This is a genomic window from Bradyrhizobium sp. USDA 4472, from assembly GCF_054058595.1.
Genome location: NZ_JBSSAM010000001.1, coordinates 7,020,660 through 7,043,275 on the forward strand (window position 1 = coordinate 7,020,660; position 22,616 = coordinate 7,043,275).

Below are 22,616 nucleotides of genomic sequence, written 5' to 3' on the forward strand. Positions count from 1 at the left end.
CGCTGCGGTCGGCGTTTAACACGGAAGCCACTTCCGCGGAACGCGACAATGGCATGACGGGGGGCGACGAAAGTCGCATGTCCCCAGCAATCGCTTCATGCCGCTGCGATGACGCCCTTGAGCTGGTCGCGGACCTGTCCCGCGATGGCGCGGTAGATCGCCGCATGGGGCCCATCAGGCTCGCTGTCGACGACGGGATTGCCGGCGTCCGAGGTGGCGCGAATCGCCATGTGCAGCGGGATCTCGCCCAGGAATGGTACTCCGAGCTTCTCCGCCTCGTGGCGCGCCCCGCCATGGCCGAAGATGTCCGATTTCGTGCCGCAATGCGGACACTGGAAGTAGCTCATGTTCTCGACGATGCCGAGCACGGGCACGTTGACCTTCTTGAACATCGCAAGCCCGCGCCGCGCGTCGATCAAGGACAGGTCCTGCGGGGTCGAGACGATGACGGCCCCCTTGAGCGGCACGTTCTGCGCCAGCGTGAGCTGGGCATCGCCCGTGCCCGGCGGCATGTCGACGACGAGCACGTCGAGCGTGCCCCACGCGACGTCACGCAGCATCTGCGTCACCGCCGACATCACCATCGGGCCGCGCCAGATCATCGCGGTCTCTTCCTCGACCAGGAAGCCGATCGACATGATGGCAAGGCCGAAGCGCCGCAGCGGAATCATCTTGCGCTCACCGTCCAGCTCCGGCTTCTCGTGCAGGCCCGTCAGACGGGGCACCGAGGGGCCGTAGATATCGGCGTCGAGCAACCCGACCTTGAGCCCGAGGTCGCGAAGGCCCAGCGCCAGATTGAGCGCGGTCGTCGACTTGCCGACGCCGCCCTTGCCGGAAGCCACCGCGATCACGGCCGCCACGCCCGGAATCTCGGACTGCCGCGCCATCGGCGATTGGGCGCCGCCCTGCGGCGGCGGCTTGTGGGCGTGGACCGGCTGCACGCCGGGGGTGCCACGGCCCGGCTGCGGAGACGGCGGCGGTGCAGCGCCCGCCTTGCGCTCGGCGGTCAGAGCGACCATCACGGTGGTGACACCGGGCAAGGCGCGCACGGCGGCCTCGGCTTCGGCGCGGACGGATTCCCAGGCCCGAGCCTCGGCGGCATCGACATTGATCGAGAAGAACACCTTGCCCTCGGAAGCGCTGATCGCGCTCAGCACATTGGCGTTGGTGAGCGCGACCCCGCGCGGCGACTTGATTTTGGCCAGGCTGTCGAGGACCTGTTGCTGCGTCACGCTCAAAGCGCATCTCCCAGAGAGAGCATGATCCGGAAAAGTGTGAAGCGGTTTTCCGGCCCGATCATGCTCAAGACATCAGGATGCCCCATTAGAGCGGAAACGGCCAAAAGGCTACTGCCTGCCGATATCGTCAGCCATCTCGGCGGGCGCGGCCCCCTGCTCCTCCTGGGCCGCCTCGTAATTGAGCTCGATCATGACCCCGTTGGGGTCGTGGACGAAGATCTGCCAGAGTTCGCCCCCGGGCACTTGGCGGGCGTCAAATTTCATGCCCTTGGACGCCAAACGCTCCTTCATGCCGTCGAAGCCACGACTGGCGAAGGCGACGTGGTGGACAACGCCGGAATCCGGCTTCTGTGGCTCGGAGGTCGGGGAAATATCGACGAGGTGCACCACCGGCTTGCCCTCGCTGTACATCCAGGCCCCCGGGAAGGCGAAATTCGGCCGGGCGCCTTTTTCGAGGCCCAGCACCTCCTCGTAGAAGCGGACCGTCTCAGCCAGATTCCGGGTCCGGATGTTGAAATGATCGAGCACGCCAACACTCACGCCGCCCATGCTTCACTCCCTTTTTTTTATGCAAGTCCTTGAGGTCCGCCATCCTAGCACAGGAGGCCGCCAAACGAAGCCGTTGCCCTCCGCCCTTAAGGGTTTATGGTGCGCGCGTTCCCCATCAGGCGGAACCCAAGCACCCCCGGCTGGCGTCCCCCCGCCCGGCTGCAACCGTAAAACTCAAGCTACGGATACCACACATGGCTAAAGTCGCATTCCTCGGTCTCGGCGTGATGGGCTTCCCCATGGCCGGACACCTCGTGAAAAAAGGGGGCCATGAGGTCACCGTCTACAACCGAACCGCCGCCAAAGCGAAGCAATGGGCGGACAAGTTCGGCGGCAAGACCGCGGCAACCCCAAAGGCTGCGGCCGAAGGCCAGGACTTCGTGATGTGCTGCGTCGGCAACGACAACGATCTGCGCGCGGTCACGATCGGCGCCGACGGTGCCTTTGCCGGCATGAAGAAGGGCGCAACCTTCGTGGACCACACGACCGCTTCGGCCGAGGTCGCGCGCGAGCTCGATGCGGCCGCGACCAAGGCCGGCTTCAAGTTCATCGACGCTCCCGTCTCGGGTGGCCAGGCCGGCGCCGAGAACGGCGTGCTGACGGTGATGTGCGGCGGCGCCCACGATGCCTATGCCGGCGCCGAGCCGATCATCACGGGCGCCTATGCCCGGATGTGCAAGCTGCTGGGGCCCGCCGGAAGCGGCCAGTTGACCAAGATGGTCAACCAGATCTGCATCGCCGGGCTCGTACAGGGTCTCTCCGAGGGTATTCACTTCGCCAAGAAGTCGGGTCTCGACGTCGCGGCCGTGATCGAGACCATCTCCAAGGGCGCGGCGCAATCGTGGCAGATGGAGAACCGCTACAAGACCATGAACGAGGACAAGTACGATTTCGGCTTCGCAGTCGAATGGATGCGCAAGGATCTTTCGATCTCGCTGGCCGAGGCCCGCCGCAACGGCGCCAATCTGCCAGTCACCGCGCTGGTCGACCAGTTCTACGCCGAGGTCGAGAACATGGGCGGCAAGCGTTGGGATACGTCGAGCCTTCTCGCGCGCCTCAATCGCTGACCTGATACTGCCTTGCTGACCGCGATCGCCGCAATCTTCGTCGTGATCTATGCGGCGATCGCGCTCGAGCATCCCCTCGGGATCAGCAAGACCGCAACCGCGCTTCTCGGCGCGGGGCTGCTCTGGACAATCTACGCAGTCACGATCAGCGATCATGCGCTGATCAACCATCAGCTCGACGAAGCCGTCGCTTCGACCGCGCAGATCGTGTTCTTCCTGATTGGCGCAATGACGATCGTCGAGGTGATCGACGCGCATGACGGCTTCGAGGTCATCACCTCGCGCATCAACACCACGAGTCAAGTCGCACTCATGTGGCTGGTCGGCTTCGTCTCGTTCGTTCTGAGCGCGATCCTGGACAATTTGACCACGACGATCGTGATGGTCTCGCTGATCCAGCGGCTGATCGCCCGGCGCGACGACCGCCTGCTGTTCGCCTCTGTCATCGTCATCGCCGCCAATGCCGGCGGCGCGTGGACCGTGATCGGCGACGTCACCACGACCATGCTGTGGATCGGTGGACAAATCACGCCATTGAACATCATGCGCGCGGTGTTCCTGCCCTCGCTGGTCAATCTGCTCGTGCCGCTGGCATTCATCAGCCTGTCGCTCAGGGGCAAGAGCATCGCGGCGCCGCAAAGGGATAGCGGGTTGCTCGCCGTCGTCAGGTTCGAGCGCAACCTGATGTTCTATCTCGGCCTTGGCGTGCTGATCGCGGTGCCAGCGTTCAAGACTGTCACGCATCTGCCGCCCTTCATGGGTGTGCTGCTCGGGCTCGGCCTCGTCTGGCTGGTCGGCGAAATCGTTCACCGCGACAAGGACGAGCATGTACGCCGCCCCCTTTCGCTGGCGCATGCGCTGACCCGGATCGACATGGGTTCGATCGTATTCTTCGTCGGCATTCTGCTGGCGGTCGCCTGCCTCGAACATGCCGGCCTTCTGACGATGCTGGCGAGGTGGCTGGAGGCGAGCATCGGGCGCCAGGACGTCATCGTCGTCGTGCTCGGCCTGCTCAGCGCCCTCGTCGACAACGTGCCTTTGGTGGCCGCGACCATGGGCATGTACGACCTCGCACACTATCCGCCGGACAGCTTCCTCTGGGAGTTCATCGCCTATTGCGCCGGCACCGGCGGCTCGATCCTGATCATCGGATCAGCCGCAGGCGTCGCAGCCATGGGGCTCGAGCGGATCGAGTTCCTCTGGTACGCCCGTCGCATCGCCGTGCCTGCACTTGCGGGCTACCTGGCCGGCGCCGTGGTCTATGTCGCGCAGCATACGTGGCTGCACTGAGTGGCTGCCGCCCGATCCAAATTAACGCCCGGTTAACGTAATTCTTTAGCTCCTTAAGTCACCTCTTAAGGATTTCTTGCCAGAGATAGACAATGCAGAAGGCCCGCGTCCGACGTGGGCAGGAATCGTTGTTGCTTGATGAGTAACCCCGTTGAAAAGCCTGAGGTAGTGCAGCTCCCGGCCGAGCCGGTCAGCGCTCCATCAGCGAGCAGCCGAAGGGCTGCGGCGCAGCGGGTGCGCGAGGCGCGCGACAAGTTAACGTCGACCAGCGGAACCCGACCAGCCTTCGACGCCGAGCTGTTGCGCCAATATGCGCAGACGAGGCTCTCTGCCTCCTATGTCGTGATGCTGCTGGTGGTCGCCACCGGCGTGCTGTTCGGACTATGGATGCAGCCGATCCCGGCCGCGGCCTGGACCGCCGGCATGATTTGCATCCATGCCGCGATGATCCGCAGTTGCAGCCGCTTCCTGGCCGAGCCTGCCTCGCCCAACGCAACGCGCGCCTGGCGGACACGCTTTGTCGTGCTCGACCTGCTCTATGGCCTGTGCTGGATGGCGATCCTGATCCACCCCGTGCTCGACACCGTCACGGAAACATTGATGATGTTCCTGATGCTGCTGGTGATCGCAGTGTCGAGCATGCTCGCCGCCAATCTCCCGATCGCAGCTCTCGCCGCGACCGCGCCGGTTGCGGTCGCGATGGCCTTGAGCTTCGCGATGAGCGGCTCACTCGACAACTACATCCTGGCGGCCCTCGCGCTCGGCGCCGAAGGCTATTTCGTGCTGCTGGCGCATCGCCTGCACTCCTCGACCTTCGCTACGCTCGAGGCGCGCGCAGAGAAGGACGCGTTGATCGGAGAGCTCGAACAGGCCAAGGCGATCTCCGACGAAGCCCGCCACCGTGCCGAGTCGGCCAACGTGGCTAAATCGCGTTTCCTCGCACAAATGAGCCATGAATTGCGCACGCCGCTCAATGCCATTCTCGGCTTCTCCGAGGTGATGAAGAGCGAGATCTTTGGCGCGCATGCGGTGCCGGTCTACAAGGAATATTCGGCGGACATCCACAATTCCGGCGTGCACCTGCTCAACCTCATCAACGAGATCCTGGACCTGTCGCGGATCGAGGCCGGGCGCTATGAATTGAACGAGGAGGCGGTGTCGCTGGTGGGCATCGTCGCCGACTGCCATCATCTCATGAAGCTGCGCGCCTCCAGCCGCGGCATCACCATCCACGAGGTGTTCGAGCAGGCCATGCCGCGGCTTTGGGCCGACGAGCGTGCGATCCGCCAGGTCGTGCTCAACCTGCTCTCCAACTCGATCAAGTTCACGCCGCAAGGCGGCGAGATCTGGCTCAAGGCTGGCTGGACGGCGTCAGGCGGACAGTATCTGTCGGTGAAGGATTCCGGTTCTGGCATCCCGCAAGACGAGATCCCGGTCGTGCTCGCCTCGTTCGGCCAGGGTTCAAACTCGATCAAGTCGGCCGAACAGGGCGCAGGCCTCGGCCTGCCCATCGCCAAGAACCTGATCGATCTGCATGGCGGCACATTCACGCTGAAATCGAAGCTCCGCATCGGCACCGAGGTGATCGTCACCTTCCCGCCGGAGCGCGTGATGAGCGCGCTGGCGCCGCTGTCGGAGGATGCGCCGCCGCTCCAGCCCGAGAGTTCCATGGTCCCGGACGAGAAGCGCAGGCCGCGCCACAAGCCGATCATGAGCGCGGGGACGGGATCGTAGCACATGCTTGCAGAGATGCCCGCCGATCCCCCACTATATCCCCATGAGCAAAGAAACGCCGTGCGTCGCCGTCTGCATGATCGATCCCAGGACCAAGCTGTGCTTCGGCTGCGGCCGGACCTTGCCGGAGATCGCGCGGTGGCACGCGATGGAAAGCGCCGAACGGCTCGCACTCATGGCTTTGCTGCCGGCGCGCATGGCGGATGCGGGCTTGCAGCCGATCTCGGGATCGCCGAAGCGCGCCTGACCAGCTTGCGTGCAATCGGAGGCGCGCGATGATCCGCTTTCTGCTCGTTCTCATGATGCTTGCCGGCACGGCCGGCGCCGTCGTCGCCTATGGCGATCCCGATCAGATCGCGCGGGCCAGCCACAAGGTCTCGCACATGTTTCGTGCACAGACGGCGACGCCCGCTCCTGCCGTACAGATCGAGCGCGGCCAGGGCGGCGAGTTCGCGCTGCGCGCCAAGATCAACGGCGTGGCTGCTCCGATGGTGATCGACACCGGTGCGACGTCGGTGGTGCTGACCTGGGAGACCGCGAAGGCGATCGGGCTGCCGCTCGAGATGCTCGAATACGACGTCGACCTCGAAACCGCGGGCGGTCACACCAAGGCGGCGCGGCTCACGATCGACCGGCTCGCCGTCGGCCATCTCGTCGAGAAATCGGTGCCGGCTCTCGTGGTCCAGCGTGGGCAGATGAAGACCAATCTGCTCGGCATGAGCTTCCTTGATCGCCTCGAGAGCTGGGGTGTGCGGTCCGATAAGCTGATGCTCACCGGCTATCCGGAACTTCAGGCCAGCCATCGCCGCTCCCGCACGGCGGTCGATTAGACGCGCTCCGGGGCGCCCTCTGTCCGCGCGCAGTCACTCCAATTTTGAGAGTCATTGAACACGGCAGCTTGCTCCGCCGGCGCACGGGCCCCGACTCTTGCGATCGCATCGCGCAAGACGTCGACGCCGGCTCCCGGCTTCACGCCCTGTTCGGCGAGATGGCGGCGGAAGGCTCGTGCGCCGGGGACAGCATGAAAAGCGCCAACGAAATGCCGCGTGATGGCGTGCAGGCGCGTGCCGCGTGCGAGCTGCGCCTCGATATAGGGCATCATCGCCTCGAATGCGTCCTGCATGGTCGCATGCGGCGCTGCCTGGCCGAAGATGTCGGAATCGACGGAGAGCAGCCGCCACGGCTCCTGATATGCGGCACGGCCGAGCATTACGCCGTCGACATGATCGAGGTGTGCCTTCGCCTCCTCGACGCTCAGGACACCGCCATTGATGATGACGGGCACGTCAGGCATCGCTCGTTTGAGACGATAGACGCGATCATAGTCCAGCGGCGGAATATCACGGTTCTCCTTCGGCGACAGACCGTTGAGCCAGGCCTTGCGGGCATGCACGATTAGCGTGTCGCAGCCTGAAGCCACGACGGCCCGTGCAAGCGCGTCGAGCGACACGTCCGGATCCTGATCGTCGATGCCGATGCGGCACTTCACCGTGACGGGAATGGCGACCGCGCCCTTCATCGCCTCGACGCACCTTGCCACGAGCTCCGGCTCCGCCATCAGGCAGGCGCCGAAGCGGCCGTCCTTCACGCGATCGGATGGGCACCCGACATTGAGATTGACCTCGTCATAGCCGAACTCCTCGCCGATCCGCGCAGCCTTCGCGAGATCGCCCGGATCCGACCCGCCAAGCTGTAGCGCCACTGGATGCTCGCTCGCGTCGAACCCAAGCAGCCGCTCCCGATCACCATGAATGACGGCCCCGGTGGTCAGCATCTCCGTATAGAGCAGGGCCCGCTTCGACAGATGACGGTGGAACACCCGGCAGTGCCGGTCAGTCCAATCCATCATGGGTGCAACGCAAAAACGATGTACTAACATGCTGATTCTGTTAGCACTTCGGACATCGATCGGTCTATTCGTTTTTCGGGGCGATAGCAGTTCAGATATTCATCGTCGATGCATTCTCTCACTTTTCCAATCGGTTACCGAGATTGCGTGATTGCCTCGCCAGGTCGACTACGGGTCTTTCGGGCCGCCCGGTACTGCGTTGCAGTACCTGTTGAGTGCGTGCAGTACCGCGCTGATTGCGCCCAACCTTTGTTGATCAATTTGCTTCGGCCGGAAAGTACCGCGCAGCTCTTCACGCGCCTAATTTAGCACTTTACGGCTTCAACTTCTCGCCTTTGACCAACGGGCAGCCGGCTGTGGACAGCGAGAGCCGATACAACTCGTCTTTCCGCTCTGTCAGAAACTGGCCGATCTTTTCTTCAGGAGGTCGGCGCGCTGGTGGAAGGTGAGCGCTCGCAGGTTTGGGCCCCCGGCGGAGCGGCCATACCCGATCGGATCTCTCATCTCGATGCCGCCGTTGGGGACGAGCGCGACCGGCTCGCCGGTCACGGCGCTCCGCGCCGCGATCCAATCGGCTGCGTGATCAATCCACTTGGAACGTACGAAGCTCCGCAATTTCATGCTGTTTCTCGCTCGGCACTGCGCGCCGGCCTCGGCGACGAGGTCCGCCTGATCGTCGATGTTAACCAGGGTGGACCGAGGCCGAATGCATCCGCTTCATGCCCGGGCTGGGGGAATTGGGTGTTGCCCTGATCGAACAACCGGTGCCGGCGTTACAGCTCGACGCCATGGCGCGCGTCGCGGCCCGCACGTCCATCCCGCTGCTGGTCGACGAAGCGGCCTTCACCAAGGAAGAGATCGCCCGCGCAGGCACGATGGGCTGCGGCAGCGTCTACTCCCTGAAGCGAGCGAGGGCCAATTCTCACATGGCGCAGTCTCTATTCGAGACGTCGGTAGCCAGCTCGATCATGGCTTTACAGTCGCAACATCCGTATCCGCCGCGCGTGTCGTGCGCCGGCCGAGCACCAATACGCTGATGGCAGCAACCGCACAGAGCAGCGCAAGCGGCAACATTCCCAAAACGAAACTGCCTGTCCATTGTTTGACGAGGCCGACCACGTTGACCATGAGCCCGCCGCCGATCAGATTAGCGATAGCATTGATGCCAGCGAGACCCGCCGCGAGCGTGCTTGCCGAGAGCCAGCTTGCCGAAAGCGCCCAAAATGGGCCTTTGAAGGCATAAGCCCCAACCAGGCAGCAGGTGACCATTATGATCGTTGGAACGACCGCAGTCCCCGTCAGGCCCAGTGCGGTGAAGCCGCCTGCCGCGAGCAAGAGTGGAATAGCGGTGTGCCAGCGACGCTCTACGGTTCCGTCAGAATGCCGGCCCCACAGAACCATCACGACCGTTGCAATGCCATAGGGAATGGCATTGACGAAGCCGGTTTGCAGGTTCGTCAATCCGAACGACTTCAGAAGCTGTGGTTGCCATACCGACAAGACGCTCCCGGTTGCCGACGCACCGGAACAAACAAGCGCCATGACAAGGAAGTACTTGTTTGTCGCCAATTGCCAAAGCGAGAGATGCCCCACCGGCTTGCGCATGGCGGCTTCGGCCTCTATGCGCCCGGTCAGCCACTCCCTCTCTTCGGTCGTGAGCCACGTGGCCTGGGCCGGCTTGTCGGTCAAGACGAACAGACAGGCAAAGCCGAGAAGCACGGTGGGCAATCCCTCCAGAATAAAGAGCCACTGCCAGCCGCGCAGTCCGAGCGCGCCGTCGAGTTCGAGCAGAGTGACGGATAAGGGTGACCCCAGGAACGTCGCAAGCGGAATCGAGACCGTAAAAGTCGCCAAGATACGCGCGCGATATTGCGACGGAAGCCAATAGGTCAGGTAGAGGATTGCGCCGGGAAAGAAACCAGCCTCCGCCGCACCGAGCAAGAACCGCATGGCGTAAAGCGAATGCGGCCCGACAACGAGGGCCATGCACGCCGTCACAAGGCCCCACGTGATCATGATGCGCGCGATCCAGCGTCGGGCGCCCACCTTCTGAAGCGCCAAATTGCTGGGAACTTCAACGAGAAAATAGGAGACGAAGAACAGACTCGCGCCGAAGCCGAACACCGCGGGAGTAAGGCCGAGATCCTTGTTCATCTGCAGAGCAGCAAAGCCGACGTTGACGCGGTCCAGCAACGCAAAGAAATAGCAGACCATCAAAAATGGTACGAGGCGCAAGATCACCTTGCGCATCGTCGCCTTTTCAAACTGGTCCAGATCTGTTCGAACGCTCGCCACTTCCACCTCCCTATCCGTCGCCTTATTCGGCTGCTCTTGCTTTGCTCTGCATCTTCTCGACGATCGCATCGATAGCGATTTTGTAGTTGGCCGGCACAACGCCCTTGAAGTGGTCCTTCAGACCCAAGCTTTCCTTCCACCGCAGGCGGGCCGCGATCGCGCGCGCCATGATTGGCTCGACACCGGCGTCTGCGACGGCATCAGCCGACATTTCAAGCTCCTCCGCGCGGCGCTTGGCGTGGATCACGCCCGACGGAGTGAGGCTGTGGACCGTATCCATGAAGGGCCGCGCGAGCGTCTTGGAAGCGGAGGCAAGGACGACCTCATCGATCCCGTATTGACGGGCTGCCAGCAGCATCTCGTCCGTCAGCGCCTCAATGCCCTTGATGAGGACGGAACGGATAATCTTGATGCCGGATGCAGTGCCGAGAACTGGCCCGGTGAATTCGATCTGCATGCCCCACGGGACGAGCCAATCCCGAACGCGCTCGCCTGCGGGACCACTCGACAGCATGCGCATCGAGTAACCATGAAGCGGCGTTCCCTCGATCGAGCCGTCGCCGAGAAGGGCGCCGCTTGATGCAAGCTTGGCCGCGACGCTCTTCTTGATCTTCGGAGTCGCGGACGCGAAGTCGAGAAAGGTGTGCCGAACCGTGATAAATGGCGCAAAAGCGTCGGCACTTTCGAGCGAAGCGGAACCTGGCGTTACACTGAAGATCAGCTCCGCCGCGTCGGCGAGTTCCTTGTTGGACTTCACAAGCGTAACGCCGGCTGCTTTGGCGCGCTCCTGAATAAGCTCCGCGTAGGGGCCATTGAACGCGTACTTGTCGTAGCAGAAGACTTCTTGCAGGCCGGCCTCGCGCAACCCCTTTCCAAGCGTGCTGCCGATTTCACCGTAGCCGACTAACCCGAGACGAAACTGCTTCTTGTCGCTCATCGTCAAACTCCTTTTGACATAGTGGAAATCGGGTTGACGCCGCCGCCAGCCACTGCCGGCTGCGGTTGTCGGAGACTGATCCCGACGACCCGAATGAGGATCGCGGCCAAGGTCAGAAATGCGCCCACTGAGATCAGTGCCCACGCAAAGCTACCCGTCGACTCGCGGATTTCACCGATAAGGTAGGGACCGACAAAGCCACCAAGATTGCCGATCGAGACAATGAGGGCGATCCCTCCGGCGGCTGCGCTGCCGGTCAGGAAGCTGGATGGTATCGGCCAGAATGTGGATTGGTAACACATGATCCCGACGACCGCGCCGCAGAGAGCTACGATGGAAAGGAGCGCGGAAGATGGCGCCAGACCGCAAGCGACCAGAGAAACGGCGCCCAAAAGGAGGGCCGAGGCTACGAACCAGCTTCGCTCTCCGCCCTTATCCGACAGCCTGGCCCACAACATCATCGCGATGGCACCGCAGATGTAGGGGACAGCAGCGATGAAGCCGACCGTCACAACGCCAAAGCCGAAGCCCTTCAGGATCTGCGGCATCCATAGTCCGAGCCCGACCGAACCAATGATGGCACAGAAGTTGACGAGCGCGCACACAAGAACGCGCCAATTGGTGAATGCGTCCCTCAATCTCGTGGGATGCTTGGAAGCGATGTACTGACGCTCACTCGCAAGTGCGCTGACGAGCCAGGCGCGCTCCGCTTCGGTCAGCCATTTGGCTTGTTCGGGCTTGTCGGTGAGCGTGAAGAGACAAACGAATCCGAGGACAGTCGCAGGCAGACCCTCGAGGATCAAAAGCCACTGCCAACCGTGTAGTCCAGCAACGCCGTCGAGGGCCAAGAGGGAGCTCGATATCGGCGCTCCGATGATGTTGGCGATCGGGATGCCGAGCAAAAACGCGGCTGTCGCCGTACCGCGCACACGCGCCGGGAACCAGTACGTGAAATAGAGGAATACACCCGGCGTAAAACCAGCCTCACCGAGACCGAGCAGAAAGCGCATGACGCCGAAGCTCGAAGGCCCGACTGCGAACGCGGTGCAGGCCGAGAGCAAGCCCCAGGTAATCAGGATGCGAGCGATCCATTTGCGGGCGCCGACCGCCTGGAGGGCCAGATTGCTCGGCACCTCAGCCAGGAAATAGCCAAAAAAGAAAAGCCCGGCGCTCCACCCGAATTCGGAGTGCGAGATCCCGATGTCCTTGTTCATCGTCAGGCTCGCAATCCCGACGTTCACCCGGTCAAGATAGGCGATGACGTAACAGAGGAGCAGAAACGGCACGATCCGCCAAAGCACCTTGGACAGGATCCGCTCTTGCACCGCGGTAAAATCTGTACCGGTCGACGCGGCAGGACTGCTCGGCATCTAATCCCTCCCTCGGCCGGCGTTACCCCGGCCTGTCCCAAGCCCAATAACTCAAAGAAGGACGACTTGCAAACTTTTTTGAAACGGTGTTTCATTTTGATGGCGTCGGCGATAAAGCGCTCGACTATCGCCTGGGCCCAAGTTTCATGAAAAAGCAGTGCGCTGCGCGGGTTACGGGTAGGAACGCAAAATGCTGCCACGCATTTCCGAGGTACCGACCTCGACTTCCCTGCATATCGATCTCGCAACGGAACTTCGTGTGCGGGGGTTCGAGGGCGACCTTGCGCCGGCATACGGCGACCGGATCGTCTCGGCGACCGACAACTCGATCTACCAGCTTCTTCCGCAACTCCTGATCTTCCCGCGCACGATCGAGGACCTGACGCGCATCGCACGCGCGGTCGGAGATCCGCGCTTCGAGGACATTGTGTTCGCACCGCGGGGCGGCGGGACTGGTACAAATGGTCAGTCGCTGACGAACGGCGTGGTGGTGGACGTCTCTCGCCACATGAACCGGATTCTGGAAATCAATCCGGCGGAGGGCTGGGTGCGGGTGCAGGCTGGGGTCGTGAAGGACCAGCTCAATGCCGCCCTCGCCGGACATGGGCTTTTTTTCCCGCCAGAACTTTCGACCTCCAATCGGGCTACGATCGGCGGCATGATCAGCACCGATGCGTGCGGCCAAGGTTCCTGCTTGTACGGCAAGACGCGCAATCACGTGCTCGAGCTAACGTGCGTCCTACTGGATGGCACGGTCTGGACGTCGGGGCCGATAGAAGACGAGGAACTTCGGCGGATCCAGCAGCGGAAGGATCGCGTGGGCGCCGTTCACAGGCTGGTCGATACCATTCAGCGCGAGCAATCGGATTTGATTACAGCCCATTTCCCGAAGTTGAACCGTTGTCTCACGGGTTATGATCTGGCGCATATCCGGGACGACGCCGGGCGGTTCAACCTCAATTCGATTCTTTGCGGCAGCGAAGGCACGCTTGCGCTGATTGCGGAAGCAAAACTGAACGTGGTGCCGATTCCAAAACACAGCGCGCTGGTCAACGTGCGCTATGACAGCTTCGATGCCGCCCTGCGGGACGCGCAGGAATTGATGCGGTTTGGGGCGGCCTCAATCGAAACGGTCGACTCGAAGGTGCTGGGCCTTGCACAAGGCGACGTCATCTGGGATTCGGTCCGGCAATACTTCCCGGAGGACAATGGACAACGTGCTACAGGTGTGAACCTGGTCGAATTCGTCGGCAACTCCGAAGCGGAGGTTGAAAACCCAGTTAGCCGGATAACGCAGGCGCTTGCATCAGCGAACCATTCGCATGGGCGGCGCGGCTTCACCGTTGCACGCGGCCACCTCGAGGTGAACGCAATCTGGGAGATGCGAAAGAAATCTGTCGGGCTGCTCGGTAATATGCAGGGCGACAAGCGGCCGATCCCGTTCGTCGAGGACACCGCGGTCCCGCCCGAGCATCTGGCCGACTACATCGCGGAGTTTCGTGCAGCGCTGGATGCCCGCAGGTTGAGCTATGGCATGTTCGGCCACGTGGATGCCGGCGTGCTTCACGTTCGTCCTGCCATCGATATGAAAGATCCACAACAGGAGGTCCTCATTCGAGAGGTGACGGAAGACGTCGTCCGGATCACCAAGAAATACGGCGGCCTCCTGTGGGGGGAACATGGCAAAGGCGTGCGCTCTGAATTCTCGCCGCGCTTCTTCGGACCGCTATATCCCTCCCTACAATCGATCAAGGCAGCGTTCGACCCACGCAATCAGCTTAATCCCGGAAAGATCGCCGCCCCCGAGGGCGGCCATCTGCTCTCGATCGATGGGCTGGTCACGCGAGGACAGCTCGACAGGGCGATCCCCGGTCCAACACGCACCGCCTACGACGAGGCGTTGCATTGCAACGGCAATGGCGCGTGCTTCAATTGGGATCCCGACGAGGCGATGTGCCCATCCTATAAGGCAACGCGCGATCGCCGGCATTCGCCAAAAGGACGGGCTTCCCTCACCCGCGAATGGCTCCGGCAATTGGCCATCACGGGTGTGGATCCCGAAGCCGAAGCCGCTGCCCTGCGACAGGGATCGGGCTGGCGCGACTTGCTGGCCAGAATGCGTAACACCTGGTCGTCCGAAGAAGACTTTTCGCATGAAGTCAAGGATGCGATGGACGGCTGCCTCGCATGCAAATCCTGCAGCGGGCAATGTCCGATCAAGGTGGACGTGCCCACCTTTCGCGCGAAATTTCTCGAACTCTATCACGGGCGCTATCTGCGGCCTGTTCGCGATCACTTGGTGGGATCGCTTGAGGCAATGCTGCCAACGATGAGCAAGATCGGCGGCCTCTATAATCTGGTTCTTGCAACACCCATCGGCCGTCTCGCCATGCGCAGGATTGGGTTGGTTAATACGCCGAAATTCTCGTCTCTATCGATGCGGCGGGAATTGGAAGCGCGCGGGATCGAGGTTGCGAATGCTGATGTGCTCAAGGGCCTTTCCGCCGGAGAGCGCGCGCGGAGTGTGGTGCTGGTCCAGGACGCATTCACCAACTGGTACGACCCAGAGATCGTTTTGGCAGTCCTCGATCTCATGAAAGTCATGGGATTCCAGCCGTATGTGGCGCCCTTCCGTCCCAACGGAAAGCCACTGCATGTCCACGGCTTTCTCGGTGCGTTCATCCGGACCGCGTCCCGCAATGCGGCCATGCTGCGCGACCTCGCCGCTACCGGCGTCGAACTGGTCGGGGTCGACGCATCCATGACGCTGACCTACCGATCCGAATACGGCATGTTGCCGGAAGCCGACCGGCCGCCTCCTGTCCACCTCGTCCAGGAGTGGTTGGCTGGCCACCTCGATGCGATTGCCGAGAGCGCGAAATCCAATGAGGAGTATCTGCTGTTGCCGCATTGCTCGGAGCGCTCGATCGCTTTGACCAGCCTGCGGAGCTGGCAATCGGCCTTCGCTGCTGCAGGCGCCAGCCTGCGCGTTTTGTCGTCGGGATGCTGCGGGATGGCCGGCACCTACGGCCACGAAGCCGAGCACCGCGCCACATCTGAGAAAATCTATGACATGAGCTGGAGGGGCCATGTCGAAAGATGGGCGTCGGGCGGCCGCCTGCTCGCGACCGGCTATTCTTGCCGCTCGCAGGTCAAACTGATCGACCGAGAGACGTTACGCCATCCGGCGCAGGCCTTGCTGGTCTGCCTGCGCGGGAGCTGATCGCAGCCAACACAACTGCTTCCGTACTGACGATAGACAATAATTCACGGGAGGGAGTAATGGATGCGATGAGAGACTCCGACACGGTGGAAACTCGAGAATGGCTGGATGCTCTCGCCGCAGTGATGCCGCAGGCAGCGGCGGTCTTCCAATTTGAACAAGCGCTGACCACTCCCTACTGCAACGCAATCCCCGTTAGCCAAAAGCCACCGCTGCCGGGCGACCGCGCCATCATGGCAGCAGAGGTCTTTGAAGGCCGCTGCACAGACCCACCTCCCGCACTCAGAAAATGAATGATAAACAGCAGGTTAGCCATGCCTTGCCGATTCTCGCTCGTGCCAGACGGCGCTTGCAGCGCCCGGTTGCGTCAACTATCGAGTACGCGGCAACGTGCAGCGGAAGGTGGACTCGGGATCTAAGGTTACTTTCCGCAATAGTAGGCGTGTTCAGTCTAAAATGAAGGAAGTAGAAGGTCTTAGATGGCAAAGCAAACCCGGAGCGAGGCAGCATCTTCGGTCAAGGGCGTTTCGGCCGCCGAGCGAGCACTAGCCGTCTTGACGGCATTCCGTCGGGGTGACGGCGCCTTGAGTTTAGCCGACCTTGCTGAGAGAACCGGCTTGGTCAAAAGCACGATCATGCGTCTTGCAGTGTCCCTCGAGCAGTATCGATTGCTGGCGCGCTTACCCGACGGGAGCTATCGGCTGGATTCAGAAACCCTGCGTCTTGGAACCGCCTATCAACAAGCTTTTAGCCTCTCGGATCACGTCATCCCCGTTTTGGACGAACTCGCGGCTAAGACAGGAGAGACCGCCTCCTTCTATGTGAGGAACGGCGACGAACGCCTTTGTCTCTTTCGCGTGGAGAGTCCGAGCCGGATCCGCATGCACGTGCAACCGGGTGACACGCGCCCGATGGATAAGTCCGCAATTGCACAGGTGCTGCGAAAATATGAATCCGGCCCTCTCTCGGATGACGAACTTCCGCTCTTCACGTCAGGCGTTACGGACCCCCATGCGGCCTCTCTCGCGATGCCAATATTCGGCATCGGCAACGTACTGATGGGATCCTTGAATATCTCCGGACCTGTAAGCCGACTGACGGCAGCGCGAGCCGAGCAACTCAAAGAGCATCTGGTTGAAATGGCGCACAAGCTATCGACAGCCTGCGGCGGAACACCGCCAGCAACCACGGGCAAACGCGGACGCAAACGCACAGCAGGACGCGCTACGGGAGCCGCCGCCTAAAACGAAACGACGTTTTCCTTTTGCCTTGCAACGGCGATCTAAAATGCCTAGGCTCAATAGGAACAGGGACCGGACGCCGTGGCATCATCAGAAGCGACGCAACATTTAAGCGCATTTTGGTTGATAACCCCGTTGAGCTCTACGGCTTTCGCCCGGTGACCAAATGACCTTCTTTGCCCCTCCGCGTCGGATCGAGACGACCGTCTTCACACGATTGCCGGATCAGTTTCGCAAACCGCGTCGTACCGCGTGGGCCGATGCAAACCAAGGCGGCCGTGCGATCGACTGTTTCCTCGAGGGCCCTTCGTTCGATCGAGAGGGCCGGCTCTACATCACCGACATTCCCTACGGTCGCATCTTCAGAGTTTCATCCGAAGGCCAATGGGAGCTCATCGCCGAATACGATGGTTGGCCGAATGGGCTGAAGATCCATCGTGACGGCAGGATCTTCATTACGGACTACAAGCGGGGGATCATGCTGCTCGATCCTGCGCGCGGATCGGTGACGCCTTTTCTGGAGACGGCCGCCAGCGAAAGCTTCAAGGGCGTGAATGATCTTGTCTTTGCAAATACGGGGGCTCTCTACTTCACGGATCAGGGCCAGACCGGAATGCACGATCCGACCGGTCGCGTCTGGAAGCTGACGCCCGCAGGCCAATTGACGTGTCTTGTAAATACCATACCGAGCCCAAATGGAATCGTCGTCGATCCGGAGGAGAGCTTTCTGCTTGTCGCAGTAACGCGGGCGAACCAGATTTGGCGCGTCCCGCTACCGGCCAGCGGCCTGATCACCAAAGTCAGTGTATTCGCGCATTTGCACGGCGGCCCCGGAGGCCCAGACGGCTTGGCGTTCGACAGCGCAGGAAACCTGCTGATCTGCCACACCGGCTTTGGTTCGGTGTGGCGTCTTTCCCCGTTGGCCGAGCCGCTGGATCGCATCGTTTCCTGCGCCGGCGTGGGGACGACCAACCTCGCGTTCGGTGGTCCCGAGCAAAAAACCCTCTTCATCACTGAGAGCCGAACCGGGTCGCTCCTGCAGGCGACACTCGATACGCCGGGGATGCCGATGTTCTCACACGCGACCTAGCCGATGCGCCTTTCACTAAAGCGTGCCGGTTAGCGCCGCGAGGAGCGTTTCATCGAGCTCCCCCACCCTGCACCAGTGCGCCGGTCGACAGTTCCCCGTTTTCGTCGCCGAGCTCTATGGGCCGGATTTCCGGAACGATGAAGAGAATTGAGCACGCCGATATCAAGATTCCCAATCCGGCGAGGAGCAAGGCCATTTGGAAGCTTCCCGTGAATTGATAGACAAACCCCGTAACGGTCGGCGCCATGACGCCTGCCACGGAGCTGACGGTATTGACGGCGCTGGACAGCGTTCCGCCGAGGCCTTTGGGCGACACCTCGGACAGTATCGTCCACATGATGCCGGCTGACGCTGACTCACCTGCAATATTGATGGTGAGAAGCGCGACCGCGATCATCGGGTCTTCGACGAAGCCTACCGCAATGACAAGCGCTGCGACCAGTTGCGATCCGACCAGACAATATTTCCTCGCGTTGGTGACGCTTACGCCCTTCTTGATGAGCCAATCAGAGAAGTGCCCCATGGCTGGCTGTGCGACGAAACCGACGATCCACGGAATCGAAGCATATAGGCCCATTTTCAAGATGGAGAATCCCCGCTCCATGACCAGGTAGGTTGGCAACCAGCTGATGAATACGACCCAGAGGTAGTCGAGGAAAAACTTGGTAAGCATCAGGCCCAAAGTCGTCCGGTTGCCAAGCAATTTCTTCCACGGTACCTGCTCGTCTTTCTTCGCGGCACCATCAGCCGCCCTGGGGCTCTCTTTGAAAAGAGCGTACCACGCAAGGCACCAGAGCAAGCTTGCAAGCCCCGTTACGATGAAAGCGACGCGCCAATTCCACGTCGCCATCAGGAAGCCCATCAGGACAGGCACGGCCGCGAGTCCCAGCTTTGTGCCGGACAGACACCAGGTCATCGCTCTCGCACGCTCTTGCGAGCCAAAGTTTTCATTGATGACCTTGGCGCCCAGCGGATTGGCACCCGACTCGCCGGCACCAACGGCAAGACGCACGGCCATCAACCCATAAAACCCCTGGATCAACCCCGTTGCCGCGGAAGCCAGCGACCAAAAGGCAGCCGCCCAACCATAGGCGGCCTTCGCGCCATACTTGTCGGAATATCTCCCGACCGGGACCATGAACAGAATGTAGCTGCAATAGAAGGCCGATAGCGCCAGACCCATAACACCAGGATCCATTTTCAGATCAGCAAGCATTTGGGAAGCAGCGACGCCGAGAGCGCCGCGGTCGATAGCATTGATAAACATGCCGGCGCCTAAAAGGGCGACCAACGTCATCTTTCTCGCATCCATGGCCGTCTCCTCAATTTGTGTTTTTTATCACCAGCGGTTTTGATTTTGCTGGGTCGTGGATATTCGCGCCGTCTCAAGGCATGGCTGCATGATCCGTTAGGATATTCGGCGATATACGGTACACGCGCATTGCCGTGCCGCTGAACAACGCCTGCTTCTCGGGCTGACTGTATGTCTCGACGATTCTCTTGAAGGCGTTCCAGAGGATCAGATACGAGCACATTCCCTTGTCGACGGGGAAGTTGCTTTCGAACATGCAGCGGACAGGGCCGAAGAGTTCGATGCACGTCTCGATGTAAGGCTTCCAGGCTTGTGCCAGCTCCCGGGATCCCGGTGGCCGAGATTGCTCATGAAAGACGAAGCCGGTCGTTTTCATGCCAAGGCCGCCAAGCTTCACTGTCACGTTCGGCAAGGCTGCAAGCTTCGCAACACTTGCCCTCCAATCCAAAAACACGGCGTCGCGCTGCCCGGCATACGGTCCCAGGCCAAGGGGACCGCCGACGTGATCCAAAATTATGGAGAGGTCCGGATTCTGCTGTGCGAGCTCCATGACTTCGTTCAGTTGGGTGTGATAGGCCCAAACATCCAGAGACAAGTTTTCTCGAGCCAAACATCGGACACCTTGGCGAAACCCTTCGTTGGACAACAGCCCGGGCGGCGGCGGCTGTGGATTTGAGCGGATAGCCGGATCTTCATGCCACGCCGTGGTATTGCGCACGCCTCGGAGGCGATCACCTCCGGCCCGCACCAGAGCTTGCAGCACAGGAGCGACCTTGGCACCGAGAGTGAGGTCAGCAAATCCAACAATTGCCGTGCAAGCGCGGAAGTGTCCGTATATCCCAGACGCTGACTGCGCCGCAACGCCGTTGATGAACTCGACCTCACCGAGCGGTCGCATCTCGTCAGGACCGGAATCGCGATACATAGATCTACATTGCGCAAAGATGCTCGCCACGACATTGTGGCCCGAACGCACATCTGCGAGGTATTCCGGAAACAGGTAGCACGCTCCGGGCCGATCCCAAAGATGGTGATGAGCATCGACGATCGGCTGACCTGGCTCCAGGACTTCCTCGGTCTTCAAGCTCAACCAATCTTCACGCACGGAAAGATGCGGAGATGTCGTCGACATAGGCGCGCTTCTCTAATTGAGGTCGGTGAAACGACTGCAGCCAATTGTCAGGTCATCGATGGATGGCGGCGGCGAAGCCTCGATGCTCCTCGCCTCCGGAAGCCCTGTTCCAGTGATACGCTTTCAGTCCAGCCCCTCGCACTTGAGCTCGCGCAGGGCCTTGTCGACCCAAGAGGCGTCGTGCGTTCCCGCCTTGATGTTTGCCATCTGCTTTTGCTCCGCTGCGAGCTTTGCGGTAGCCCCTTTCAAGACCTCGTCTACGTCGTCAAACGGAACGCAGAGCAAGCCGTCATCGTCTCCGATGATCAGATCGCCAGGCTCGACAACCATGCCATCGAATGCGACCGGCACGTTAATCTCGCCCGGTCCGTTCTTATAAGGCCCCCGATGAGTGACACCGGCTGCGAAGACAGGAAATTCGTTGCTGCGGATAAAGGCGGAGTCCCGAACGGCTCCGTTGATAACCAAGCCGGCAATCCTGCTCTCGATGATACGGGTTAGCATCATCTCGCCGATCAGGGCGTTGGTCAGATCGCCACCGGCGTCGACCACGATGACGTCGCCCGGCTCGGCCATAGCCATCGCCTTGTGAATCATAAGGTTATCGCCGGGACGCGTTTTCACGGTCAAAGCCACGCCCGCCATCCCGCCGCCGGCATGCATCGGGCGCAGGCTCGCCCCTCCCGCCGTCATACGCGACATGGCATCGCTCACGTTAGCTACGGGCAGACGGGAAAAGCGCTCGACGATGTCGGCGCCAACCTTCCTCGTCCGCTTCACAATCTTGAACCCAACGGCCATCAGCGCAACCTCCCTTTTGCAATGCTCGATTTTTTTAGCAATATAGAACGGCGTTTCATTTTGGCAAGCACCAAAACTTCCGACGCCGCATGCGTCCACGAAAAATTGCATATTGAAATAGTGTTCTATTTTAGAACAGAGCCGCGTTTTCCCGGACTCCGAAGGTAAATGCGGCGGCAAGGGCTAAGCCGTCAGGGATTCAGAAACCTGGATCGCGAGCGAGAACAGTTCCGCTTGCGAGACGATGCCGAGTTTCTTGTACAGGTTCTTTCTGAACGTCAGTACGCTTGCGACGCCGCATTGAATGGCGATGGCTTCGGACGTTAGCCCGCCCAGGATGCCATTGCAGACCTGGATCTTTCAGAGAACATGCGAGGGTCCGCGCACTGTCTGAATGGGCGCGGCGAGAACAGCCGACGCGCATGAACAACCGAGATTGTACCGACGCGAGCGCGGAGGCTATTCCCGGGCAACTACGGCATCGAGCCACGCGCAGTTCAGAGGCGGCACGACTGGATCCGGCGCGCGTACGCCGCGCTGCGCCGCATCAATCCGCATGTCGCGTAAGCGCTTGCGCTGTTCATCGGGCATATAGAGCCGCTCATGCCCCCAGAGCGATGGCCCATCAAACGTCTCATGCGGTTGCCAGGTAACCGGATCGATGACGCGAGCTCCCCAACCGTATTCGATGAAGAAGCCCGACGGCGTGTTTACGTAAAACGACGTCATGTGATCGTTGGTGTGTCGTCCCAAGGTATAGGCGACCCGCCCGTCATCCAACTGCGCAAGATCGTAGCCTTGACCAACATCGTCGAGGCTGCCGAGTTCGACCATGAAGTGGTGCAGCGCTTTCCGGCCGGAGCCCACCATCGCAAAGCTGTGGTGGCGTCCGTTCACATGGAAAAAATACAGGCCGTAGGGCTTGAGCCCGAAATCGGACACGTGGAATCCGAGCACGTCGCGATAGAACGGCAGCAGAAGATCGACGTTCTCGACGTTCAGTACGACGTGTCCCATTCCGAGGGCGCCGGTGCGGAAGCCAGAGATCGGCCTCCCCGGTCGGAACGGATCCGTCGCGAGGGACGGCTCGCAGAACGCCTCAAGCCGGTTGCCAGTTGGGTCGGCGAACTGGATCAAGTCGCCTACGTGCCGTTCATCGGCCAGCGCGTGCGATCCGCGCGTGACTACGACACCATGACTTTCCAGCCTGGCGGCGAGACGATCAAGTTCCGCTGGGGTCGGAATTTCCCAGCCCATCACCGCAAGACCGGAGTCGTTGCCGCCGTCGACGATCAAACGTTGCCTACGGTCGTCCATCCGGAAAGCCCGCGTCTTTCCGCCGCGATCGACCTGCTGCATGCCGAGTAGCTTCGTCGCCATGTGGCTCCACTGATCCAGCTGCGAGGAGCCTATGCCGATGTAGCCGAGCGCGGAAATCTCCATACACGTTCCTCCAGTGTGTTCTTCGCACGCGCTGGTCGCGCGCGG

21 protein-coding genes are annotated in these 22,616 nt (G+C 61.2%); 10 read left to right on the forward strand and 11 right to left on the reverse strand.

Annotated features, from left to right (window positions below; genetic code table 11):
* Positions 1 to 95: 95 nt before the first annotated feature.
* Entirely contained in the window at positions 96 to 1,238 is a 1,143-nt protein-coding gene (locus ACVWZ4_RS33190; RefSeq protein WP_456702973.1) for an Mrp/NBP35 family ATP-binding protein, read from the reverse strand.
* A gap of 108 nt (positions 1,239 to 1,346) precedes the next feature.
* On the reverse strand, positions 1,347 to 1,787 hold the full coding sequence (locus ACVWZ4_RS33195) for a VOC family protein (protein WP_456702972.1): 441 nt from the start codon (positions 1,785 to 1,787) through the stop codon (positions 1,347 to 1,349).
* Between the two features lie 194 nt (positions 1,788 to 1,981).
* Between ACVWZ4_RS33195 and ACVWZ4_RS33200 the strand changes: the two genes are divergently transcribed.
* The 5 genes from ACVWZ4_RS33200 to ACVWZ4_RS33220 all read left to right on the forward strand — a co-directional run bounded on the left by ACVWZ4_RS33200 (position 1,982) and on the right by ACVWZ4_RS33220 (position 6,708).
* Positions 1,982 to 2,854: an NAD(P)-dependent oxidoreductase gene (locus ACVWZ4_RS33200; protein WP_456702971.1), complete on the forward strand. Its 873-nt coding sequence runs from the start codon at positions 1,982 to 1,984 to the stop codon at positions 2,852 to 2,854.
* 12 nt (positions 2,855 to 2,866) lie between these two features.
* Entirely contained in the window at positions 2,867 to 4,144 is a 1,278-nt protein-coding gene (nhaD, locus tag ACVWZ4_RS33205) for a sodium:proton antiporter NhaD (protein ID WP_456702970.1), read from the forward strand.
* A 138-nt stretch (positions 4,145 to 4,282) separates the two neighbouring features.
* Complete coding sequence (locus ACVWZ4_RS33210; protein WP_456734775.1) at positions 4,283 to 5,878, forward strand: sensor histidine kinase; 1,596 nt, start codon at positions 4,283 to 4,285, stop codon at positions 5,876 to 5,878.
* Between the two features lie 43 nt (positions 5,879 to 5,921).
* Complete coding sequence (locus ACVWZ4_RS33215) at positions 5,922 to 6,125, forward strand: DUF1289 domain-containing protein (RefSeq protein ID WP_456742012.1); 204 nt, start codon at positions 5,922 to 5,924, stop codon at positions 6,123 to 6,125.
* A gap of 28 nt (positions 6,126 to 6,153) precedes the next feature.
* The gene (locus ACVWZ4_RS33220) at positions 6,154 to 6,708 is read left to right on the forward strand and encodes a TIGR02281 family clan AA aspartic protease (RefSeq protein ID WP_456702967.1); all 555 of its coding nucleotides are present in this window, start codon (positions 6,154 to 6,156) and stop codon (positions 6,706 to 6,708) included.
* On the opposite strand, the gene dusA is transcribed toward ACVWZ4_RS33220, so the two are convergent.
* Together dusA and ACVWZ4_RS33230 are read right to left on the reverse strand one after the other, a co-directional pair.
* On the reverse strand, positions 6,705 to 7,757 hold the full coding sequence (dusA, locus tag ACVWZ4_RS33225) for a tRNA dihydrouridine(20/20a) synthase DusA (RefSeq protein WP_456702966.1): 1,053 nt from the start codon (positions 7,755 to 7,757) through the stop codon (positions 6,705 to 6,707). The two genes, ACVWZ4_RS33220 and dusA, sit on opposite strands and share 4 nt — an antisense overlap.
* A gap of 366 nt (positions 7,758 to 8,123) precedes the next feature.
* On the reverse strand, positions 8,124 to 8,348 hold the full coding sequence (locus tag ACVWZ4_RS33230; protein ID WP_456742013.1) for a hypothetical protein: 225 nt from the start codon (positions 8,346 to 8,348) through the stop codon (positions 8,124 to 8,126).
* Positions 8,349 to 8,446: 98 nt separating this feature from the next.
* Between ACVWZ4_RS33230 and ACVWZ4_RS33235 the strand changes: the two genes are divergently transcribed.
* Complete coding sequence (locus ACVWZ4_RS33235) at positions 8,447 to 8,764, forward strand: enolase C-terminal domain-like protein (RefSeq protein WP_456742014.1); 318 nt, start codon at positions 8,447 to 8,449, stop codon at positions 8,762 to 8,764.
* Here the strand turns inward: ACVWZ4_RS33235 and ACVWZ4_RS33240 are convergent.
* The 3 genes from ACVWZ4_RS33240 to ACVWZ4_RS33250 are packed head-to-tail and all read right to left on the reverse strand — an operon-like array spanning position 8,694 to position 12,329.
* The gene (locus tag ACVWZ4_RS33240) at positions 8,694 to 10,022 is read right to left on the reverse strand and encodes an MFS transporter (protein WP_456742302.1); all 1,329 of its coding nucleotides are present in this window, start codon (positions 10,020 to 10,022) and stop codon (positions 8,694 to 8,696) included. The genes ACVWZ4_RS33235 and ACVWZ4_RS33240 overlap by 71 nt on opposite strands.
* 22 nt (positions 10,023 to 10,044) lie before the next feature.
* On the reverse strand, positions 10,045 to 10,959 hold the full coding sequence (locus ACVWZ4_RS33245; protein WP_456742015.1) for a DUF1932 domain-containing protein: 915 nt from the start codon (positions 10,957 to 10,959) through the stop codon (positions 10,045 to 10,047).
* A 2-nt stretch (positions 10,960 to 10,961) separates the two neighbouring features.
* Positions 10,962 to 12,329: an MFS transporter gene (locus ACVWZ4_RS33250; RefSeq protein WP_456790453.1), complete on the reverse strand. Its 1,368-nt coding sequence runs from the start codon at positions 12,327 to 12,329 to the stop codon at positions 10,962 to 10,964.
* A 190-nt stretch (positions 12,330 to 12,519) separates the two neighbouring features.
* Here ACVWZ4_RS33250 and ydiJ point away from each other — a divergent pair, with 190 nt between their 5' ends.
* The 4 genes from ydiJ to ACVWZ4_RS33270 all read left to right on the forward strand — a co-directional run bounded on the left by ydiJ (position 12,520) and on the right by ACVWZ4_RS33270 (position 17,883).
* The gene (ydiJ, locus tag ACVWZ4_RS33255; protein ID WP_456742017.1) at positions 12,520 to 15,552 is read left to right on the forward strand and encodes a D-2-hydroxyglutarate dehydrogenase YdiJ; all 3,033 of its coding nucleotides are present in this window, start codon (positions 12,520 to 12,522) and stop codon (positions 15,550 to 15,552) included.
* Positions 15,553 to 15,611: 59 nt separating this feature from the next.
* Positions 15,612 to 15,845: a hypothetical protein gene (locus ACVWZ4_RS33260; RefSeq protein WP_456742018.1), complete on the forward strand. Its 234-nt coding sequence runs from the start codon at positions 15,612 to 15,614 to the stop codon at positions 15,843 to 15,845.
* 186 nt (positions 15,846 to 16,031) lie between these two features.
* A complete protein-coding gene (locus ACVWZ4_RS33265; RefSeq protein ID WP_456702962.1) occupies positions 16,032 to 16,796 on the forward strand; it encodes an IclR family transcriptional regulator in 765 nt (254 codons plus the stop codon).
* Between the two features lie 163 nt (positions 16,797 to 16,959).
* Complete coding sequence (locus ACVWZ4_RS33270) at positions 16,960 to 17,883, forward strand: SMP-30/gluconolactonase/LRE family protein (RefSeq protein ID WP_456702961.1); 924 nt, start codon at positions 16,960 to 16,962, stop codon at positions 17,881 to 17,883.
* Between the two features lie 49 nt (positions 17,884 to 17,932).
* Here ACVWZ4_RS33270 and ACVWZ4_RS33275 read toward each other — a convergent pair whose 3' ends face one another.
* The 4 genes from ACVWZ4_RS33275 to ACVWZ4_RS33290 all read right to left on the reverse strand — a co-directional run bounded on the left by ACVWZ4_RS33275 (position 17,933) and on the right by ACVWZ4_RS33290 (position 22,571).
* Positions 17,933 to 19,195, reverse strand: a complete 1,263-nt coding sequence (locus ACVWZ4_RS33275) for an MFS transporter (RefSeq protein WP_456742019.1) — start codon at positions 19,193 to 19,195, stop codon at positions 17,933 to 17,935.
* A gap of 73 nt (positions 19,196 to 19,268) precedes the next feature.
* Positions 19,269 to 20,327: an amidohydrolase family protein gene (locus tag ACVWZ4_RS33280; protein ID WP_456742020.1), complete on the reverse strand. Its 1,059-nt coding sequence runs from the start codon at positions 20,325 to 20,327 to the stop codon at positions 19,269 to 19,271.
* Positions 20,328 to 20,450: 123 nt separating this feature from the next.
* Complete coding sequence (locus tag ACVWZ4_RS33285) at positions 20,451 to 21,128, reverse strand: RraA family protein (RefSeq protein WP_456705249.1); 678 nt, start codon at positions 21,126 to 21,128, stop codon at positions 20,451 to 20,453.
* Positions 21,129 to 21,587: 459 nt separating this feature from the next.
* Positions 21,588 to 22,571: a VOC family protein gene (locus ACVWZ4_RS33290; protein ID WP_456734766.1), complete on the reverse strand. Its 984-nt coding sequence runs from the start codon at positions 22,569 to 22,571 to the stop codon at positions 21,588 to 21,590.
* Between the last annotated feature and the right edge of the window lie 45 nt (positions 22,572 to 22,616).

Excerpts from the sequence above, each read along its gene's own strand:
- ACVWZ4_RS33275 (WP_456742019.1), bottom strand. The coding sequence starts at position 19,195 with ATGGATGCGAGAAAGATGACGTTGGTCGCCCTTTTAGGCGCCGGCATG.
- ACVWZ4_RS33210 (WP_456734775.1), top strand. The coding sequence starts at position 4,283 with ATGAGTAACCCCGTTGAAAAGCCTGAGGTAGTGCAGCTCCCGGCCGAG.
- ACVWZ4_RS33290 (WP_456734766.1), bottom strand. The coding sequence starts at position 22,571 with ATGGAGATTTCCGCGCTCGGCTACATCGGCATAGGCTCCTCGCAGCTG.
- dusA (WP_456702966.1), bottom strand. The coding sequence starts at position 7,757 with ATGTTAGTACATCGTTTTTGCGTTGCACCCATGATGGATTGGACTGAC.
- ACVWZ4_RS33260 (WP_456742018.1), top strand. The coding sequence starts at position 15,612 with ATGGATGCGATGAGAGACTCCGACACGGTGGAAACTCGAGAATGGCTG.
- ACVWZ4_RS33280 (WP_456742020.1), bottom strand. The coding sequence starts at position 20,327 with ATGTCGACGACATCTCCGCATCTTTCCGTGCGTGAAGATTGGTTGAGC.
- ACVWZ4_RS33220 (WP_456702967.1), top strand. The coding sequence starts at position 6,154 with ATGATCCGCTTTCTGCTCGTTCTCATGATGCTTGCCGGCACGGCCGGC.
- ACVWZ4_RS33195 (WP_456702972.1), bottom strand. The coding sequence starts at position 1,787 with ATGGGCGGCGTGAGTGTTGGCGTGCTCGATCATTTCAACATCCGGACC.
- ACVWZ4_RS33285 (WP_456705249.1), bottom strand. The coding sequence starts at position 21,128 with ATGGCCGTTGGGTTCAAGATTGTGAAGCGGACGAGGAAGGTTGGCGCC.
- ACVWZ4_RS33200 (WP_456702971.1), top strand. The coding sequence starts at position 1,982 with ATGGCTAAAGTCGCATTCCTCGGTCTCGGCGTGATGGGCTTCCCCATG.
- ACVWZ4_RS33215 (WP_456742012.1), top strand. The coding sequence starts at position 5,922 with ATGAGCAAAGAAACGCCGTGCGTCGCCGTCTGCATGATCGATCCCAGG.
- ACVWZ4_RS33235 (WP_456742014.1), top strand. The coding sequence starts at position 8,447 with ATGCCCGGGCTGGGGGAATTGGGTGTTGCCCTGATCGAACAACCGGTG.
- ACVWZ4_RS33270 (WP_456702961.1), top strand. The coding sequence starts at position 16,960 with ATGACCTTCTTTGCCCCTCCGCGTCGGATCGAGACGACCGTCTTCACA.
- ydiJ (WP_456742017.1), top strand. The coding sequence starts at position 12,520 with ATGCTGCCACGCATTTCCGAGGTACCGACCTCGACTTCCCTGCATATC.
- ACVWZ4_RS33230 (WP_456742013.1), bottom strand. The coding sequence starts at position 8,348 with ATGAAATTGCGGAGCTTCGTACGTTCCAAGTGGATTGATCACGCAGCC.
- ACVWZ4_RS33245 (WP_456742015.1), bottom strand. The coding sequence starts at position 10,959 with ATGAGCGACAAGAAGCAGTTTCGTCTCGGGTTAGTCGGCTACGGTGAA.
- ACVWZ4_RS33250 (WP_456790453.1), bottom strand. The coding sequence starts at position 12,329 with ATGCCGAGCAGTCCTGCCGCGTCGACCGGTACAGATTTTACCGCGGTG.
- ACVWZ4_RS33265 (WP_456702962.1), top strand. The coding sequence starts at position 16,032 with ATGGCAAAGCAAACCCGGAGCGAGGCAGCATCTTCGGTCAAGGGCGTT.